This window comes from Nocardia sp. NPDC051787 (assembly GCF_040681325.1).
Taxonomy (GTDB): Bacteria; Actinomycetota; Actinomycetes; order Mycobacteriales; family Mycobacteriaceae; genus Nocardia.
Map to the genome: position 1 here is coordinate 95,078 of NZ_JBFAYO010000018.1, position 18,454 is coordinate 113,531.

Annotated in this window: 14 protein-coding genes; 6 read left to right on the forward strand and 8 right to left on the reverse strand. The window is 69.7% G+C overall.

Annotation, left to right across the window (positions count from 1 at the left end; translation table 11 throughout):
• Positions 1-10 precede the first annotated feature (10 nt).
• From AB0M45_RS20540 to AB0M45_RS20565, 6 genes are all read right to left on the reverse strand, one after another.
• Positions 11-1,174 (reverse strand): glutathionylspermidine synthase family protein, encoded by a 1,164-nt coding sequence (locus AB0M45_RS20540; RefSeq protein ID WP_364331231.1) that lies wholly within the window; start codon positions 1,172-1,174, stop codon positions 11-13.
• Positions 1,175-1,999 carry a hypothetical protein gene (locus AB0M45_RS20545; protein ID WP_364331234.1) on the reverse strand — a complete coding sequence of 275 codons (825 nt, stop codon included), beginning with the start codon at positions 1,997-1,999 and terminating at the stop codon, positions 1,175-1,177.
• Positions 2,000-2,030: 31 nt separating this feature from the next.
• Positions 2,031-2,309: an acylphosphatase gene (locus tag AB0M45_RS20550; protein WP_364331237.1), complete on the reverse strand. Its 279-nt coding sequence runs from the start codon at positions 2,307-2,309 to the stop codon at positions 2,031-2,033.
• Positions 2,309-2,770, reverse strand: coding sequence for an OsmC family protein (locus AB0M45_RS20555; RefSeq protein ID WP_364331240.1), 462 nt, complete (start codon positions 2,768-2,770; stop codon positions 2,309-2,311). The genes AB0M45_RS20550 and AB0M45_RS20555 overlap by 1 nt, the downstream gene beginning before the upstream one ends.
• Before the next feature lie 98 nt (positions 2,771-2,868).
• Positions 2,869-3,597 (reverse strand): response regulator, encoded by a 729-nt coding sequence (locus AB0M45_RS20560; protein ID WP_364331243.1) that lies wholly within the window; start codon positions 3,595-3,597, stop codon positions 2,869-2,871.
• Complete coding sequence (locus AB0M45_RS20565; protein WP_364331246.1) at positions 3,594-6,146, reverse strand: sensor histidine kinase KdpD; 2,553 nt, start codon at positions 6,144-6,146, stop codon at positions 3,594-3,596. Before AB0M45_RS20565 ends, AB0M45_RS20560 begins: the two co-directional genes overlap by 4 nt.
• A gap of 613 nt (positions 6,147-6,759) precedes the next feature.
• Between AB0M45_RS20565 and kdpF the strand changes: the two genes are divergently transcribed.
• From kdpF to AB0M45_RS20585, 4 genes are read left to right on the forward strand one after another with little or no spacing between them, the layout of a single operon-like run.
• Complete coding sequence (kdpF, locus tag AB0M45_RS20570) at positions 6,760-6,846, forward strand: K(+)-transporting ATPase subunit F (protein ID WP_067479578.1); 87 nt, start codon at positions 6,760-6,762, stop codon at positions 6,844-6,846.
• A complete protein-coding gene (gene kdpA, locus AB0M45_RS20575) occupies positions 6,847-8,517 on the forward strand; it encodes a potassium-transporting ATPase subunit KdpA (protein WP_364331249.1) in 1,671 nt (556 codons plus the stop codon). It abuts the gene before it with no gap.
• Between the two features lies 1 nt (position 8,518).
• Entirely contained in the window at positions 8,519-10,675 is a 2,157-nt protein-coding gene (gene kdpB, locus AB0M45_RS20580) for a potassium-transporting ATPase subunit KdpB (RefSeq protein WP_364331252.1), read from the forward strand.
• A 1-nt stretch (position 10,676) separates the two neighbouring features.
• On the forward strand, positions 10,677-11,546 hold the full coding sequence (locus AB0M45_RS20585) for a potassium-transporting ATPase subunit C (protein ID WP_364331255.1): 870 nt from the start codon (positions 10,677-10,679) through the stop codon (positions 11,544-11,546).
• Positions 11,547-11,614: 68 nt separating this feature from the next.
• On the opposite strand, the gene AB0M45_RS20590 is transcribed toward AB0M45_RS20585, so the two are convergent.
• The gene (locus AB0M45_RS20590) at positions 11,615-12,700 is read right to left on the reverse strand and encodes an S-(hydroxymethyl)mycothiol dehydrogenase (RefSeq protein WP_364331258.1); all 1,086 of its coding nucleotides are present in this window, start codon (positions 12,698-12,700) and stop codon (positions 11,615-11,617) included.
• Between the two features lie 227 nt (positions 12,701-12,927).
• Between AB0M45_RS20590 and AB0M45_RS20595 the strand changes: the two genes are divergently transcribed.
• Positions 12,928-13,353, forward strand: coding sequence for a DUF1707 domain-containing protein (locus AB0M45_RS20595; RefSeq protein ID WP_364331261.1), 426 nt, complete (start codon positions 12,928-12,930; stop codon positions 13,351-13,353).
• Between the two features lie 248 nt (positions 13,354-13,601).
• Here the strand turns inward: AB0M45_RS20595 and AB0M45_RS20600 are convergent, their stop codons facing one another.
• Positions 13,602-15,335 (reverse strand): hypothetical protein, encoded by a 1,734-nt coding sequence (locus AB0M45_RS20600; RefSeq protein ID WP_364331264.1) that lies wholly within the window; start codon positions 15,333-15,335, stop codon positions 13,602-13,604.
• 441 nt (positions 15,336-15,776) lie between these two features.
• Between AB0M45_RS20600 and smc the strand changes: the two genes are divergently transcribed.
• Positions 15,777-18,454 (forward strand): chromosome segregation protein SMC (gene smc, locus AB0M45_RS20605; RefSeq protein ID WP_364331267.1); only part of this gene is annotated, 2,678 nt, incomplete at its 3' end.

The window sequence follows — 18,454 nt, forward strand, 5'->3', positions numbered from 1 at the left end:
GTGATGATGCTCAGTCGGTGATGCGGTGCGGGACGAAGGCGGAGCCGTCGTCGGTGATCAGTCCCGCGGTCTCGCGGATGCCGAGACCGGCCGCGGTATCGCCGACGATCCATGCGCCGAGCACCGGGCGCATGTCGTCGAACTCCGGTAGCGGGTCGAGCAATTGGTACACGTAGCCTTCTTCGCCGTAGACGCCACCGGTGGCAGTCTCCAAGCCTGCGCCGACGATGGTCATGTTCGCGCCCTCGCGTCCGAGCTTCGGCTTGCGGATGTACTCGGTGAGCTCATGGGGCTGGTCGAGATAGGCGGGCAACAGATTCGGGTGGCCCGGGTACATTTCCCACAGCACCGCGAGGATCGCCTTGTTGCTCAGCAGCGTCTTCCACAGCGGTTCGATCCACATGGTCTGCGGCAGGCTGTCCACGACGCGCTTGCCGAACTCGTCGTCGAGCACCCATTCCCAGGGGTAGAGCTTGAACATCGCCTCGATCGGCGCCTCGGCCAGATCGACGAAACGCTCCAGCTCCGAATCGAACCCGACCTCCTCGATCGGCAGCGCGATGGTGTCGAACCCGGCCTCGGCCGCGGTCTCCTGCATGTACGCCGTCGTGACGTTGTCCTCACCCGTGGCGTCCGCGCCGGACCAGGTGAAATGCAGCTGCGGGGTGGGCACCACGTCACGCAGCGCGCTCCACCGCTCGACCAGCTTCTCGTGCAGCGAATTCCACTGGTCGCCGCCGGGGTGTCGGTCGGTGAGCCAGTGCCACTGCACGATCGCCGCCTCCAGCAGCGAGGTCGGGGTATCGGCGTTGTACTCCAGCAGTTTCGCCGGGCGGCGCGCGTCGTAGCGCAGGTCGAAGCGCCCGTAGACGTGCGGGTCGGAGCGTTTCCAGGATTCGGCGATCGGACCCCAGCTCCACTCGGGCAGGCCGAAATCGGCGAACCGCTCGGTGAGCACGATGTGTTCCACCGCGTTCAGGCACATCGAGTGCAGCAGTTCGACATCGGCCTCCAAGGCGAGGATCTCCGGCATCTCGAACTCGTAATGGACCGATTCGTCCCAGTACGGCCGCGGTTGCCCGCTCGCATCCCGTCCAGGGGAACCGTAGACCAATCCTTGGCTTTCGATAATCCCCTGCCAGCCCGGCCGGGGCTTGTCCCGCACGCGGCGCATCTACGATCCCCCGCCGGTGCTCTTGCTGCCCAGTCCGCCGCGCTGGATCGTGGTGCCGCTCTTGGTCTTGATCTCGGCGCCCTTCGGCTTGATCGTGGTGCCGCCGGTGGGTGGTTTGCCGACCGTGCCGGTGCCGCCGTAGTAGTAGCGATACTGCGGTCCGCCGCCGAGGATGATCACGCCCGGCCCGCTGCTGGTGAAGCCGGGACGGCCTTCGCCGCAGTAGGAGTCGTCGACCACGACCTCTTGGCCGTTCTCGGTCTTCACGCAGTGCGCCGTGACCCGGTCCGGCGCGGCCAGGGCGCGATAGGTGAGGTATCCGCCGCCGACCAGACCGGCGACGCCGACTATGGCGATACCCCCGATCATGACCCGCTTGCGCTTGCGCTTCTTGGCCGCCTCGGCCGCCGCGGCCGCGCGCTGCGCTTCTTCGGCGCGCTTACGCGCTTTGTCTCTGGCCCGTGCCTCGGCAACCGTGGGCGGCCGCGGCTGCGTGACGCCTGGTTCCTGACGCTGCACAGTGCCTCGGCGTTGTTGGGGTTCGGCTGGCTGCTGATCGGAACCGGTGCCTTCTGCGGGCTCCTGGCCGGTCCCCGTGCCGGGGGGCACCGAACTCGGCGTCGACCAGTCGATCTCCGGCGGTTCGGCGGGCCCGCTCGGTGCGGACACAGGCGTCGACCAGTCCGTGCCGCCGGACGTGGGTGCCGGCCACTCTTGCTGGTCGGCCGATTCGGGCGTGGTCGCGGGCGTCGGCCGGCCCTCGGCCGGGCGCTCGGGTTCGGCGTCGTCTCGACGTTTGCCGTCACCCGGATTCCGCGTATTCACCGCTGCGCCCCCCTCGTTGCCCGAATCACCACTACCGCTCCTCGAAACCCGTCAAATCACCCCGCGCGGGCTCCCAGCTTTCCACAACCAACCGCACCCGACCAGGTGTATCCCCCGAACGCAAGAGGTCGAGCAACCGCTCGCAGGCGGTGCGCGGGCCCTCCGCGACCACGTGCACCCGGCCGTCGCGGGCGTTGGTCGCGTGCCCGACCAGCCCGAGCTCCAGCGCGCGCGACCGGGTCCACCAGCGGAAACCCACGCCTTGGACCAGGCCGTGCACCCACGCGCTCAACCGGACGGCGCCGTCCATCAGGCCTCGATGTCGAACGACAGCGTCACCTTCGATCCCACCTTCAGCGTCCGGCCCACCGTGCACACCTTGTCGATAGCGCGCTGCACGGTGACCAGCAACCGTTCGCGCGCCTCGTCGTCGAGTTCGCTCAGGTCGAGCTCGAACACCTCGTCCAGTTGCGGGTAGACCTCGTTGTCCCGGTCGGCGTCGCCGGAGACCCGAATGGTCGCGTCGAAGCTGTCGCCGAGTTTGCGCGACAGCGCGAAGTCCGCGCTCAGTCCCGAGCAGGCAGCCAGGGCGATCTTCAGCAGCTCACCGGGGGTGAACACACCGGGAACACCCTGCGATCCGATCAGGACCTCGGCGCCGCGGGAGCTGCGGCCGGTGTAGGCCCTGGTTCCGGTGCGCTCGACCCACAGCGTGGTCGATCCGGGTACGGTCGGCGCCGCGGCGGCGGTGGTAGCGGTCTGTTCAGCCATGGGTTCGATCCTGCCATTCTCGTCGTGATCGGCTCGCGCCTGGCAACGCCGCGTCAGGCCCGACGATTCCGGAGGCAGCCGAGCGGTGGCCGGGATTACTACTCCTGGAAGCGGTAGCCCATACCCGCCTCGGTGAGCAAGTGCTTCGGGTGGGACGGATCGTCCTCCAGCTTGCGCCGCAATTGGGCCAGGTACACCCGCAGATAGTGCGTTTCGGTGGCATAGGAGGGGCCCCACACCTCCCGCAGCAGTTCGCGCCGCCCGACCAGCTTGCCGCGGTTGCGCACCAGCATCTCCAGCATGCCCCACTCGGTCGGGGTCAGATGCACGGTCTCGCCGCGCTTGGTTACCTTCTTGGCGGCCAGGTCGACGGTGAACGACGCGGTGGTCACGACCGGTGCCGAGGAGTCGCCGTCGGCGGCGCCGCGGCGGACCGCGGCGCGCAGCCGTGCCAGCAGCTCGTCCATGCCGAACGGCTTGGTGACGTAGTCGTCGGCGCCCGCGTCCAGCGCCTCGACCTTGTCGGCGGAGTCGGTGCGCGCGGACAGCACGATCACCGGCGCCGACGTCCAGCCGCGCAGCCCGGCGAGCACCTCGATGCCGTCCATGTCGGGTAGGCCCAGGTCGAGGACCACCACGTCCGGATGCCGGTCGGCGGCCGCGCGCAGGCCCGCGGCGCCGGTGGCCGCGGTGATCACCTCGTAGCCGCGGACCGACAGATTGATCCGCAACGCGCGCACGATCTGCGGTTCGTCGTCGACCACGAGCACCTTCGTCGCCACCGCCTCGGGCGTTTTCGTCACGACCGCCGCCTCCTGTGTCGTCACACCTCACCTCCTGCGCTCATCGTCTCTTGCGCGACCTCGCCGCCCGCACCGGTGGAGTCCGGCGTTTCGTCGGCGGGCAGCTCGACCAGCATGGTCAATCCTCCGCCCGGTGTCGGCTCGGCGTGCACCGTGCCGCCCATCGCCTCCACGAACCCGCGCACCACCGAGAGACCGAGCCCGACGCCGGTGGTGTTGTCCCGGTCCCCGAGGCGCTGGAACGGTTCGAACAGTTGCTCCTCTACGCCGGGAGGCACGCCGGGGCCGGAGTCGACGACGGCGATCGAGACGCGGTCGCCGGTGCGTTCGGCGGTGACCTGGACCGAGCTGCCCCGCGGCGCGTGCCGCAGCGCGTTGTCGATCAGGTTGGCCAGCACCCGTTCCAGCAGGCCGCTGTCGGCGCGCACCGAGACGTCGCCGACCTCGACCTCGACCCGGTCCATCGCCGCGCGCCGCAGCCCGCGGGCGCCCATCCCGACGCTCACCAGCGCCCGATGCACCGCCTCGTCCAGGTACACCCGCCGCAGCTGGGGCGTGACAACGCCGACGGCAAGCCGCGACGAGTCGAGCAGATTGCCCACGAGCGCGGTGAGCTGGTCCACCGATTCCTCGATCGTCTCCAGCAGTTCCGCGGTGTCCTCCGGGGAGAATTCGATGTCGTCGCTGCGCAGGCTGGACACTGCCGCTTTGGCTCCGGCCAGCGGGGTGCGCAGATCATGGCTGACCGCCGAGAGCAGTGCCCGCCGCAAACGGTCGGCCTCCAGCAGCGCCGCGGCGGCTCCGGCCTCTTCGGCGAGGCGCGCCTGCCGCACCAGCCCGACGGCCTGGTTGGCCACCGCGTTGAGCACCGGGCGGTCGGCCGCGGCCAGTGGTCGGCCCGCGAGCAGCAGTAGATGATGGGCATCGCCAGCCTCCACCACGGTGTCCGCGGCGGAGGGCAGCCGCGGGGGATCGGCGCCGACCTCGGCCAGTACCTGGTCGCCCGATACGAGACCGACCGCGCGCTGGGCGAAGGTCTCCCTGATCTGCTCGAGCAGCTTGGGCAGGTCCGCGCCGTGCAGGATCGCGCCGGAGAACATGGTCAGCAGCTCGGCCTGCCGAGATGCCTTGCGTGCCTGTCTGGTTCGCTTCGTGGCCAGGTCGACCAGGGCCGCCACCGCGACGGCGACGATGAGCAGCACGACGACGGTGATGAAGCTGTTCGGCTCGGCGATGGTCAGGCTGTAGCGCGGCGGTGCGAAGAACCAGTTCAACAGCAGGCCGGACAGCAGCGCCGACAACGACGCGGGCACGACGCCGCCCAGCAACGCCACCGCGACGACGCCGACCACGAACACCGCGCTGAGCCCGCCGAGATCCAGCACGTCGTCCAGGTACGCGGCGCTGAGCGCGCACACCAGGACGGGTACGAGCACCGCGGCCAGCCACGCGGAGACCGGGCGGCGCAGGTGCGGCACCGGACGCCGGAAGCCGCGGTGGGCCGCCTCGTGCGTCACCATGTGGACGTCGATCTTGCCGGACAGCTGCACCACCGTGGAGCCGATGCCCTCGTCGAACATCCGCGCCCAGCGCGAGCGCCGCGACGTGCCGAGCACCAGCTGAGTGGCATTCACTTCGCGGGCGAATTCCAGCAGGGCGGTGGGCACATCGTCGCCCGTGACGGTGTGCAGCGAGGCGTCCAGGCTGGCCGCGAGTTCACGCAGCCGGGCCAGACGCTCGGTGGAGACCCCGGCCAAGCCGTCGCCGCGCACCACGTGCACGACCACCAGGTCGGCGCTGGATTTGGTGGCGATGCGGCTCGCCCTGCGCACGATCGTCTCCGACTCGGGCCCGCCGGTCACCGCGACCACGACGCGCTCGCGCGCTTCCCACAGCTCGGTGATCTTGTGGTCGGCCCGGTACTTGGCCAGCGCGGCGTCGACCTGGTCGGCCAGCCACAGCAGCGCCAGTTCGCGCAGCGCGGTGAGGTTGCCCGCCCGGAAGTAATTGCGCAGCGCAGCGTCGATCTTCTCGGCGGCGTACACGTTGCCGTGGGAAAGCCTGCGCCGCAGCGCTTCCGGTGTGATGTCGACCAGCTCCACCTGGTCCGCGCCGCGCACCACCGCGTCCGGCAGGGTCTCGCGCTGCTGGATGCCGGTGATCTGTTCCACGACGTCGTTGAGGCTCTCCAGGTGCTGCACGTTGACCGTGGAGATCACGTCGATACCCGCGTCGAGCAGGTCGGCCACGTCCTGCCAGCGCTTCTCGTGCTTGCTGCCGGGCGCGTTGGTGTGTGCCAGCTCATCGACCAGCACCACCGCGGGGGCCCGCCGCAGCACCGCATCGACATCGAGCTCGGGGAAGATGGCGCCGCGATACTCGATCATCTTCGGCGGAACGCGCTCGATGCCCTCCAGAAGCCGCGCGGTCTTCTCCCTGCCGTGCGTTTCGACCACCGCGGCCACCACGTCGCGGCCGCGCTCCAGCCGTCGGTGCGCCTCGCCCAGCATGGCGTAGGTCTTGCCGACTCCCGGCGCGGCGCCGAGGTAGATCCGCAACTGACCGCGCTTCACGCGTTCATCATCGCGCGCCGCGCCGCTCCGGCCCAGCAGCCCCCGGCCGATCCGGTGTGCTGTGCCTGGTATCCCGGCGTCCTGCGCGGGTCTGCGCGCGTCACCGCCGCGCACCCTCCCTCTCGACTACGACGGACTGTCGGCACGGCGCCTGCTTGCGTACCCCGAGCGCGCGGATGACCAGCGCGCAGCAGACGAATCCGACGACAACCGCGACTGCCGACACGACGATCCTCGCTTTCCTCCCGGCGGGTGACACCGGTCGTGCGGGTGTCCTCCGCCTGGCCGGTTCTCCACTTCTACCTTCGTCTTCTACCTTCGTCGCAGGCCGACCTCGATCTTTACGGTGTGTTGACAATTCGGCCGCGTACTTTGACGCGATACTTGCGGCCCTGTCCGGCGTGTCAATGAACCGCAAATGCCGGGCGCAGGGGCGTCAAGAAGTCGTCAGGAAGCGGTCGGGACAGCGGTCCGGGCGCTTCACTCGCTCTGATGCGCCGAAGCATCGGCGCGCGGATGGAGGTTGACGAGTCATGTCGGTCGTCGTGTTCACGGCGCTCACCCTCGTGGTGTTCGCGCTGTTGGGGCTGGTCCAGCGCGGGATGGAGAAGCTGTGACCGCGAACCTGATCGGTCTGGTACTCGCTGTCGGCGTCGCGGTCTACCTGGTCGCGGCGTTGCTGTTCCCCGAGAGGTTCTGAGTGAGCCCGACAACCGCGGGGATCGCCTTCGTGGCCGTCCTGATCCTGGCGCTCGCGCTGGTGCACGTGCCGCTGGGCGACTATATGTATCGCGTATACAACGGCCGCAAGCATTCTCGCGTCGAGCGCCTGGTGTATCGCGCGATCGGCGCACAACCCGAGGTCGAGCAGACCTGGCCGGTGTACGCCCGCAGCGTGCTGGCCTTCTCGGCGATCGGCATCCTGTTCCTGTTCTTCTTCCAGCTGGTACAGGACGAACTGCCACTGCACCTGAACGATCCGGCCACCGAGATGACGCCCGCGCTGGCCTGGAACACGGCGGTCAGCTTCGTGACGAACACGAACTGGCAGAACTACTCCGGTGAATCGACCCAGGGACACCTGGTGCAGATGGCCGGGCTCGCGGTGCAGAACTTCGTCTCCGCGGCGGTCGGCATGGCGGTGGCGGTGGCGCTGGTGCGCGGATTCGCCCGCAGGCACACCGGCGACCTCGGCAACTTCTGGGTCGACCTGGTGCGCGGCACGCTACGCATCCTGCTGCCGATCGCGTTCGGGTTCGCGATCGTGCTGGTCGCGGGCGGCGTGATCCAGAACTTCCACCTGCACGATCAGGTGGCGCAGACCCTGAATGGTGCTCCGCAGACCATCACCGGCGGACCGGTCGCCAGCCAAGAAGTGATCAAGGAACTGGGCACCAACGGCGGCGGCTTCTACAACGCCAACTCCGCGCACCCGTTCGAGAATCCGACCAGCTGGACCAACTGGCTGGAGATCTTCCTGCTGCTGGTGATCAGTTTTTCGCTGCCGCGCACCTTCGGCCGGATGGTGGGCAGTCGCGAGCAGGGCTACGCGATCGTCGCGGTGATGGGGACGATCGCACTGATCAGCGTGACACTGACCAACCTGTTCCAGCTCCAGCACCACGGGACCGTGCCGACCGCGATCGGCGCCTCGATGGAGGGCGTGGAACAGCGTTTCGGCGTGCCGAATTCGGCTACCTTCGCCGCCTCGACCACACTGACCTCGACCGGCGCCGTCGACTCGTTCCACGACTCCTACACCAGCCTCGGCGGCTCGATGCTGTTGTTCAACATGCAGCTCGGCGAGGTCGCGCCGGGCGGTGTGGGGTCGGGTCTGTACGGCATGCTGATCTTGGCCGTCATCACGGTGTTCGTGGCGGGCCTGATGGTCGGGCGCACACCCGAGTACCTCGGCAAGAAGATCACGCCGCGCGAAATCAAGCTGGCCGCCTCGTATTTCCTCATCAGCCCGCTGATCGTCCTGGTGGGCACGGCCGCGGCGATGGCGCTGCCCGGGCAACGGGCGAGCATGCTGAACTCCGGGCCGCACGGCCTGTCGGAGGTCCTGTACGCGTTCACCTCGGCGGCCAACAACAACGGCTCGGCATTCGCGGGCCTGACCGGCAACACCGAGTGGTACAACACCGCGCTCGGCCTCGCCATGGTCTTCGGCCGCTTCCTGCCGATCATCGTCGTGCTCGCGCTGGCCGGTTCGCTGGCGCGGCAGGGCACCACTCCCGAGTCGATCGGCACCTTGCCGACGCACCGGCCGCAGTTCGCCGGCATGGTCGTCGGTGTGACGGTGATCCTGGTCGCGCTCACCTTCCTGCCCGCGCTCGCGCTCGGGCCGCTCGCCGAAGGAATCCACTGACATGTCCGGTTCCGTCATCGAGAAGAGCGTCTCCGCGGAGGCCGAATCCCAGCGGCCGCGGCGGGGCAAGGGCGTACAAGGCGGGGTGCTCGACCCCAAGATGCTGCTGACCTCGTTGCCGGACGCGGTGCGCAAGCTCGATCCGCGCACCCTGTGGCGCAACCCCGTGATGCTGATCGTCGAGCTCGGCGCGGTGTGGTCGACCATCCTGGCGCTGGCGGATCCGAGCTTCTTCGCCTGGGCCATCGTCGTATGGCTGTGGCTCACGGTGATCTTCGCGAACCTGGCCGAGGCCGTCGCCGAGGGCCGGGGCAAGGCGCAGGCCGACACGCTGCGCAAGGCCAAGACCGATACGGTCGCGCGGCGGCTGGCCGACTGGTCGCCGGGCGCGCGGGTTGTCGAAGAACGGGTCGCCGCACCGGAACTGCGGCCCGGTGATCACGTGGTGGTCGAAGCGGGGGAGGTCATCCCCGGTGACGGCGACGTGGTGGATGGCATCGCCTCGGTGGACGAGTCGGCCATCACCGGCGAGTCCGCGCCGGTGATCCGGGAATCCGGCGGCGACCGTTCGGCGGTGACCGGCGGGACCACCGTGCTGTCGGACCGGATCGTCGTGCGGATCACCCAGGAGCCGGGCCGCAGCTTCATCGACAAGATGATCGCCCTGGTCGAGGGCGCGAGCAGGCAGAAGACGCCGAACGAGATCGCGCTGAACATCCTGCTCGCGGCGCTGACCATCATCTTCGTCTTCGCCGTCGTCACGGTGCAGCCGCTGGCGATCTTCAGCAAGGCGAACAACCCCGGGGTGCAGGACAGTTCGGCGCTGGACGTGCACGGCGTCACCGGCATCGTGCTGGTCTCGCTGCTGGTGTGCCTGATCCCGACGACCATCGGCGCGCTGCTGTCGGCCATCGGCATCGCGGGCATGGACCGCCTCGTGCAACGCAACGTGCTCGCCATGTCCGGCCGTGCCGTCGAGGCCGCTGGCGATGTGAACACGCTGCTGCTGGACAAGACCGGCACCATCACCCTCGGCAACCGCCAGGCCACGGATTTCGTCCCCGTGCCCGGCGTGAGCGAGGACGAATTGGCCGATGCCGCACAGCTTTCCAGCCTGGCCGACGAGACGCCGGAGGGCCGCTCCATCGTCGTCTACGCCAAGCAGGCCCACGGGCTGCGAGAGCGCACGCGAGGCGAGCTGACTCACGCGCATTGGGTCGAGTTCACCGCCCAGACCCGCATGTCGGGCGTCGACCTCGACGGCCGCCAGCTGCGCAAGGGCGCGGCGAGCGCGGTCACCGAATGGGTGCGCGCCGAGGGCGGTGCGGTGCCGGACGAACTCGGCGCGACCGTCGACGGCATCTCCGCCGCGGGCGGCACGCCGCTGGTCGTGGGCCGAGTGGCCGACGGTGCAGCGCGGGTGCTCGGCGTGATCCACCTCGAGGACGTGGTGAAGCACGGCATGCGGGAGCGGTTCGACGAAATGCGCCGCATGGGCATCCGCACGGTGATGATCACCGGGGACAATCCGTTGACCGCCAAGGCGATCGCCGACGAAGCAGGAGTCGATGACTTCCTGGCCGAGGCCACGCCGGAGGACAAGCTGGCGCTGATCAAGAAAGAGCAGGACGGTGGACGCCTCGTCGCGATGACCGGCGACGGCACCAACGACGCGCCCGCCCTGGCCCAGGCCGACGTGGGCGTGGCGATGAACACCGGCACCTCGGCGGCCAAAGAAGCGGGCAACATGGTCGATCTGGACTCCGATCCGACCAAGTTGATCGAGATCGTGGAGATCGGCAAGCAGTTGCTCATCACCCGCGGCGCGCTCACCACGTTCTCCATCGCCAACGACATCGCCAAGTACTTCGCGATCATTCCCGCGCTGTTCGTGACGCTGTTTCCCGGCCTCGACCTGCTCAACGTCATGCGGCTGGCCAGCCCGCAGTCGGCCATCCTGTCCGCGGTGATCTTCAACGCCGTCGTCATCGTCGCGCTGATCCCGCTGGCCCTGCGCGGCGTGCGCTACCGGCCGTCGAACGCCTCGAAGCTGTTGACCCGCAACCTGACTCTGTACGGGCTCGGCGGCATCATCGCGCCGTTCCTCGGCATCAAACTCATCGACCTCGCGGTCCAATTCCTCCCTGGGATGTCCTGACATGCGCTTCTCGACCTTGCTCCGGCAACATGTCGCCGCACTGCGCGCGCTGCTCGTGCTCACGGCGATCACCGGAATCGTCTATCCACTGGCGGTCTTCGCGGTCGCGCAGCTGCCCGGTCTGCGTGAAAAGGCGGACGGCTCGCTCCTGGACGTGAACGCGGCGAGCGTGGGTTCCAGCCTGATCGGGCAGTCGTTCACCGACGCCGATGGCGCCGCCCTGGTGCAGTACTTCCAGAGCCGTCCGTCCGCCGCCGGCGCCGGGTACGACCCGCTGTCCACCTCGGCGAGCAACCTCGGCCCGGAGGACATCGTCGACACCGCCTCGCGCAAGAGTCTGCTGACTCAGGTGTGCACCCGCAGCAAGCAGGCCGGCGACCGTGAGCGCGTCGACGGCAGCCGTCCGTTCTGCACGAAAAATGGTGTGGGGGCGGTGCTTTCGGTGATCGGCCCACGTGACGCCGACGGAGACGTGTCGCGTCCGGTGCAGGTGGTCAGCGTGAACGAGGTGTGCCCGGCGCAGCCGTTCCTGCACACCTATCGCGGCGTGCGGGTCGAATGCGCCGAGCCCGGCCGGGACTATTCGGTCGGCCGCATCGTGCCGATCCACGGTGATGCCCCCGCCGACCCGGCGGTGCCCGCCGACGCCGTCACCGCGAGCGGCAGCGGGCTGGATCCGCACATCTCCCCGGAGTACGCGGCCATCCAGGTGGCTCGTGTCGCGAAGGCGCGCGGCGTCTCCGCGGAGCAGGTGCGCGCTCTGGTGGACGAGCACACCAGCGGGCGGACGCTGCGGTTCCTCGGCGAGCCGCGCGTGCATGTTCTTCAGCTGAACGTGGAGTTGGACCACCGCTATCCGTACGGAGGGTGATCGTCTGCCTGCCGCCGGGCGTGCCGACGCGTCCGGCCCAGGGCGGCTTCATCCCTGATGTGGGCGGGTCACCAGAGCACCACCGAGCGCAGCACGTCGCCGGTGTGCATTTTGCCGAATGCCCGCTCCACCTCGTCGAGTCCGATCCGTTCGGTGACGAAGCGGTCCAGCGGCAGGCGGCCCTGACGGTACAGGTCGATCAGGGCCGGGAAGTCGCGTTCCGGCAAACAGTCGCCGTACCAAGAGGATTTCAGCGCGCCGCCGCGGGAGAACAGGTCGAGCAGCGGCATCTCGATGACCATGTCCGGGGTCGGCACGCCGACGAGGACGACCGTGCCCGCCAGGTCGCGGCCGTAGAACGCCTGCTTCCAGGTCTCCGGCCGGCCGACCGCGTCGATGACGACGTCGGCGCCCCATCCGCCGGTGTACTCCTGGATCTTCCCGACCACGTCCTCGGTGGTCGCGTCGACCGCGTGGGTGGCGCCGAATTCGCCGGCCCAGGACAGCTTCCGGGCGTCCCGGTCGATCGCGATGACGGTCTTCGCTCCGGCCAGGCGCGCACCGGTGATCGCCGCGTCCCCGACGCCGCCGCAGCCGATCACCGCGACGGTGTCGCCGGGTGAGACGTTGCCGGTGTGCATCGCCGCACCCAGTCCCGCCATCACGCCGCAGCCCAGCAGCCCCGCCACCGCCGGGTCGGCTTCCGGGTCGATCTCGGTGCACTGGCCTTCGTGGACCAGGGTCTTGTCCACGAACGCGCCGATACCGAGGGCGGGGGTCAGTTCGGTGCCGTCGGTGAGCGTCATCTTCTTGCTGGCGTTATGGCTGGCGAAGCAGTACCAGGGACGGCCGCGCTTGCATGCCCGGCACTCGCCGCAGACGGCGCGCCAATTGAGGATCACATAGTCGTCCTTCGCCACGTGGGTGACCGCGGCGCCAACGGTTTCCACCACGCCTGCCGCCTCATGGCCGAGCAGGAAGGGGAAGTCGTCGGTGATCCCGCCTTCGCGGTAGTGCAGGTCGGTGTGGCACACCCCGCAGGCCTGGACCCGCACCACCACATCGTGCGGTCCCGGATCGGGAATCACCACGTCGACGAGCTCGACCTGCGCGCCTTTGCTCCGGGCCACGACCCCACGCACGGTTTCCGACATCTGTGCCTCCTGAGGGAATTCACCGATGACGCGGTCCGGCCGCTCGGCGGGCCCGCGAGCTGAACACCTGTCCATGCTCCTGTACCCGAGGCCTCGAACGCTACCGCCGGGCCGTGCGAAGTCCCGCTTTTCCGAGCGGAAGTAGAAGAGTTGACATTCCACTTTGGAGGGTTATGCTGGAAACCAACATTCCACTATGGACCGTGGAACCGTCGATAGGACCAGGTATGGACATCTCCACCGCTACCCGCGCCTCTGATGCCGAACGCGACACCGTGGTGCGCCTGCTCGGCAGGCATATGGCGGACGGGCGGATCGACGCGGCCGAGTACGACCAGCGCGTCGCCCAGGTGTACGCGACCACCACCCGCGACGACCTACGACTGGTGCTGTCCGATCTGCCCGAACTCGCCAAGGGCGCCGCCGAACCGGCCACCCCGCGGCCGCGCATCCCGATCTGGCAGCGCATCGAGGGCGGCACGTGGCTCGGCGTCAGCGTGCTCGTGCTGGCGATCTGGGCCGCGATCTCGCTCGGCGTCGGTGCCGTCACGTACTTCTGGCCGATCTGGGTGATCGGCCCGTGGGGTGCCGTACTCGCGTTCCGCGTGCTGACCGGCTTCGAGAGCGGTCGCTGCGGGCGCCGCGCGCGCTGAGCCGGATCGGCGCCGTCCATCGGAACATCCGGTGAAGGTGCCGATTTCGTGAGCTACCACCGCGCCGTGCGGTCGACTGGGCTGATCCCGCTGCGAGCATTGTTCGACGCCGCGAGGTGCCCGGGGCAGAGGTTCGTCGTGGTCGTTCGGCGGCTTGGTCAGGCTGGCGAGCCGGCTGTGACGTGGCACCGGGCTGAGCGTGTCGGCGCCGCCATCGGATCACCTGGTGGCGGTATCGATGTCGGGTGCTACCACCTGCGCCGCGAGGTCGACTCGTGCGACGGGGAGGGGCGATCGCGCCGTGACCGCTGTTCGCCGTTGCGGCGGCGCGGCGGAGGTTGGTCGTGGTGTGGGTCGGCGGCCTGGTCGCGACGCGGGCGCTCGGGCTGGGCGCGTCGCCCCGGCCGCGACTCGAAGTCCGTAGCCGCGTACGGGTTGCGCTGGCGCCCGGATTCTGGAGGCGATGGGTGCGCGTCGGCCTCGTAACCGGATCGTGGATCCGGACTCGGCCGCGGGGTGTGGCGCCCGGCGTACCGCTGGTCGGCGGGCGGTTCGTCGGCGGGTTCCTGACGTCGTCGTCGTGGCAGCTCGGGACGCCCGGGGGTGGGACGCAAGGGTAGGTGGGGGTCTTCCGCGGCGGTTCGCGGAAACGGGCCACTGTGCCGGTCCGGATCGGGGTTGTCGCGGTGGCGGCGCGCCGAGCGGGACGGTCCGTCGTTGCCGGACCGCGGCTTCCGTTGCTCCGTGGGGCGGGAGGCGGATGGCCGATCGACGTCGGCGCGGCGGGACGAGGCCCGCGGATCGGCGGCGCTCTCGCGTGGCGAGCGGCTTTCTCGGCGGGACGGTAGAGGCTCGGCGGCTCGGGCAGGGGCCGAAGATCTTTCCCGGCGGGCGGGGAAATGGGCATCGCGGACGTCTGCCATCTCTGCGGCCGTCGTGCGTGGGTGTCTGGTGCGGGGTGTGTCTTCCGGCGATTGCCGAGGCGGCTTGCCCGGCCACGGCGCAGGCCCGGGCCGCAGTACGGGAAGTTCCCGGGTGACATGGGAGGCGCTGACGCCCTTCTCGCGATAGGTCGCGGGAAGGTCGTGGGCTCGCAGCCACGCGCCCGGGTCGTCGCGGGCACCGGCGTCCAGCCACGGAATGGTTTCCTCGAGCAGGTCCAGCAGATCACCGGGCCGGTCACCGAGCGCGGCGCGGATGCCGGGGAACGTGTCGGGTTGGAATGTCCACCTCCATTCCGACCGCGGATGCGGACCGACGATCGCGCGGCCGTGCACCACGAGGTCACCCGAACGACCGATCTTGACGCGGATCGTCCGCCTGCTCGACTCGACGACGAGTTCACCCGTTTCGGTGCGCGTGATCTGCTCGATCTCGTCGTGGTCGTCGACATCGTCGACATCGTCGAGGTCGGCGTCCTCGCCGGGATCGCCGCGCCGCGCCCACTTCGTCACGGCGTTCCAGGTGGACAGCAGTGGCCGCTCGTCCTCAGCGCCAGGGCGGCCGATCCGCAATGTCCGCGCTATCCCGGCGACGAGGTCGGAACGCGCGGAGTATTCGGCGGGTTCGGACAGGTCGTCCGCTCCCGGCGGCGCCATGGGCACCGGACGCGCCGCGCGACCGGTGCGCTCACCCGGCTCGTCTTCCGGGTACTCCTCGTCTCCGGATCGGCGGCCTCGCCGGGGAAAATTCCCACGAATGGGAGCCGCGGCCTGCTCCGCGTCGTCATCCCACCCGCTTTCGGCGCCGGGACGCGCGTCGTCGCCCTCCCGCTCCTGCGCACTCAGCTCGATTTCGAACCACGCCGCCACCAGTGCCGCCGCGACGAACACGGCCGCGACGACGACTTCCCCCCACACGTCGCTGAGCACCATGCTCTTGCTGCGCTCGCAGGCATGGAGAAACACCAGGCTGCCCAGCACCAGCGCCGCGATGCGGGCAAGGCGGAACGCCGTGGGAGACCCTGCTGAGGGGGCAGACATGGTGGTGCGCTCCAGAACGTGCCGCTGGCGAATCAGAGGGATCGTATGTGGCGGGACCGCGCGGCGTCAGTGCCAGTTCGAGACTGCTCGGTGCGGTGCGGTGCGGCCGGTTCGGATATGCGGCCGGTGGGCCCACCGCGCCGGGTCCTTTCCGCGCCGCGGCGCGGAAAGGACCCGGTGATGTGTCATGCTCGCGTTGCGCGGGACGATCGAGCGCGGTAGACAGCGATACAGGAAGTCCCGGCAACCCTGGGGCATATCGCATGCGCGGAATCCCCGGGCGAGTCGATAACCTACTGGGAGTGCCGAACCGCTACTCGGCCGCACGCTGTCGGGCCCAGGGAAGCTCCGGCACGCGACGGAATACGATGACTGGTCGCCGATGCGCTGCCGAGCACAGGCAGGCCGCGGGCCGGGTGGAAAACGGAAAGGTCGTCGAATTTGCACTTGAAGAGCCTGACGTTGAAGGGCTTCAAGTCCTTCGCGTCCGCGACGACGCTGCGGTTGGAGCCGGGCATCACGTGTGTGGTCGGTCCGAACGGATCGGGCAAATCGAACGTCGTCGACGCGCTCACCTGGGTCATGGGCGAGCAGGGCGCGAAGGCGCTGCGGGGCGGCAAGATGCAGGACGTGATCTTCGCGGGCACCGCGGGACGCGCCCCGCTCGGCCGTGCCGAGGTCACATTGACGATCGACAACTCCGACGGCGCGCTGCCGATCGACTACGCCGAGGTGTCCATCACCCGGCGGATGTTCCGCGACGGCGCGGGCGAATACGAGATCAACGGCAACTCCTGCCGCCTGATGGACGTGCAGGAACTGCTCAGCGACTCCGGCATCGGCCGCGAGATGCACGTCATCGTCGGCCAGGGCCAGCTGTCGGCGATCCTGGAATCGCGCCCGGAGGACCGCCGCGCGTTCATCGAAGAGGCCGCCGGTGTGCTCAAGCACCGCAAGCGCAAGGAAAAGGCGGTCCGCAAGCTCGAGGCCATGCAGGCCAACCTGGCGCGCCTGACCGACCTCACCACCGAGCTGCGCCGCCAGCTCAAACCGCTGGGCAGACAGGCGGAGGTGGCCCGCAGGGCGCAGACCGTCCAAGCCGATCTGCGCGACGCCCGGCTTCGCCTGGCCGCGGACGACCTGGTCACCCGCCGCCGGGAACTGGAAAGCCAGCAGAGCAAAGAGGCATACGCCCGCGAGCAGCAGATCACCGTGCAATCCGAGCTGGACGCCGCCAACGCGGCACTGGCGGAGCAGGAATTCCAGCTGTCCCGGCTGACCCCGAGTGCCGAGGCGGCCGCACAGATCTGGTTCCAGCTCTCCGCGCTGGCCGAGCGGGTCAACGCGACCATCCGGATCGCGGGCGACCGCGCGCGTCACCTGGACACGGCGGTCCCGGTCGGCACCGGTCGCGACCCCGAGCAGCTGGAAGCCGAGGCCGAGCGGGTGGAGGCCGAAGAGGCCGAGCTGCGCGAGGCGGTCGAGATCGCCGCCGAGACGCTGGAGGCGGCCAGGGACCAGCTGGCCGAACGCGAACACGCGGCCAAGGCCGCCGAGCAGGCACATCTGGCCGCCGTGCGGGCGATCGCCGACCGGCGTGAAGGACTGGCCAGGCTGTCGGGCAAGGTCGACACCCTGCGCGCAAGGGCCCAGTCGGTGGACGCGGAGATCGCCAGGCTCTCCGCCGCCATCGCCGAGGCCCGGCATCGCGGTGAGACCGCGCAGGCCGAATTCGACACGGTGCAGGCCGAGCTCGCCGAACTGGACGCGGGCGAGGTGGGCTTGGACGCTCAGCACGAGCATGCGGTGCAGGCGCTGGAACTGGCCGATCAGCGCGTCACCGAACTGCGCGAACAGGACCGTGACGCGAGCAAGCGGGTGGCGTCGCTGAGCGCGCGGATCGAAGCGCTCGGCATGAACCTGGCCCGGCGTGACGGTGGGGCGTGGCTGGTGGAGCACCGGGAACAAGGATTGCTCGGCCCGCTCTCGGCGCTGTTGCGCGTGCACGGTGGCTACGAGGCGGCGGTCGCGGCCGCGCTGGGTCCGCTCGCCGACGCCATCGCCGCCGACACCGACGAGTCCGCGCACGCCGCGATCAGCGCGCTCAAGGACGCCGACGCCGGACGCGCCGCCGTCGTATTCGGCGCTGCGCAGGCCGATCGTCCGTCCCTCGGCGCACTGCCCGGCAACGCCCGATGGCTGATCGATGTGGTGGATTGCCCCGACAGCGTGCGCGCCGCGATGGCCGCGTTGACCGCTGACATCGCCGTGGTCGACGATCTGCCCACCGCCAGGGCGGTGGTCGCGGCCCGGCCCGAGGTGCGCGTGGTCACCCGGGACGGCGATCTCGCCGGAAACGGCTGGCTGCTGGGTGGTTCCGATCGCGCGCCGAGCCAGCTGGAGATCCAAGCCGACATCGACGCGGCCACCGCCGACTTGGCCGCGGCGCAGCGGCGCGCCGAGGAACTCGAGGCCGCGCTGTCCGGCGCACTGGACGAGCAGGCCGACCGCAAGGACGCCGTCGATCAGGCGCTGCTCGCCCTGCACGAATCCGACCAGGCGCTGGTGGCGATCTACGAGCGGCTCGGCAGGCTCGGCCAGACCGCCCGCACCGCACATGCCGACAGCGAGCGCCTGCTGGCCCAGCGCACCGATGCGGAGACGAGCCGGGAGGAGGCGCTCGCCGCGCTCGCCGAACTGGAAGATCGCCTGCGGCACGCGGAACTCGAACAGTCCGGGGCCGACTCCGACGGCGCGGGCGCCGCGGGCACCGAATCCGCGGGTCGCGCGCGGGAGGAGGCGGCGGCCGCGCTGGCGGAGGTGCGGGCCATGGAAGTCGAAGCCAGGCTCGCCGTGCGCACCGCCGAAGAACGCGCGGAATCCGTCCGCGGTAAAGCGGATTCACTGCGCCGGGCAGCACGCGCGGAACGGGAGACCCGCGCCCGCGCCGAACGTGCCCAGGCCGCGCGCAAGAAGGCCGCCGAGGTGGCCGCGGCGGTCGCCGGGTCCGGTGCGAAGATCGCCGCAGAACTGGAAAAGGTGGTCGCCGCTCTCGATGTCGATTCCATCCCGCTCGGCTCAGCCGCGCTCGCCACCCCTGGGATCAACTCGGCCGGGTT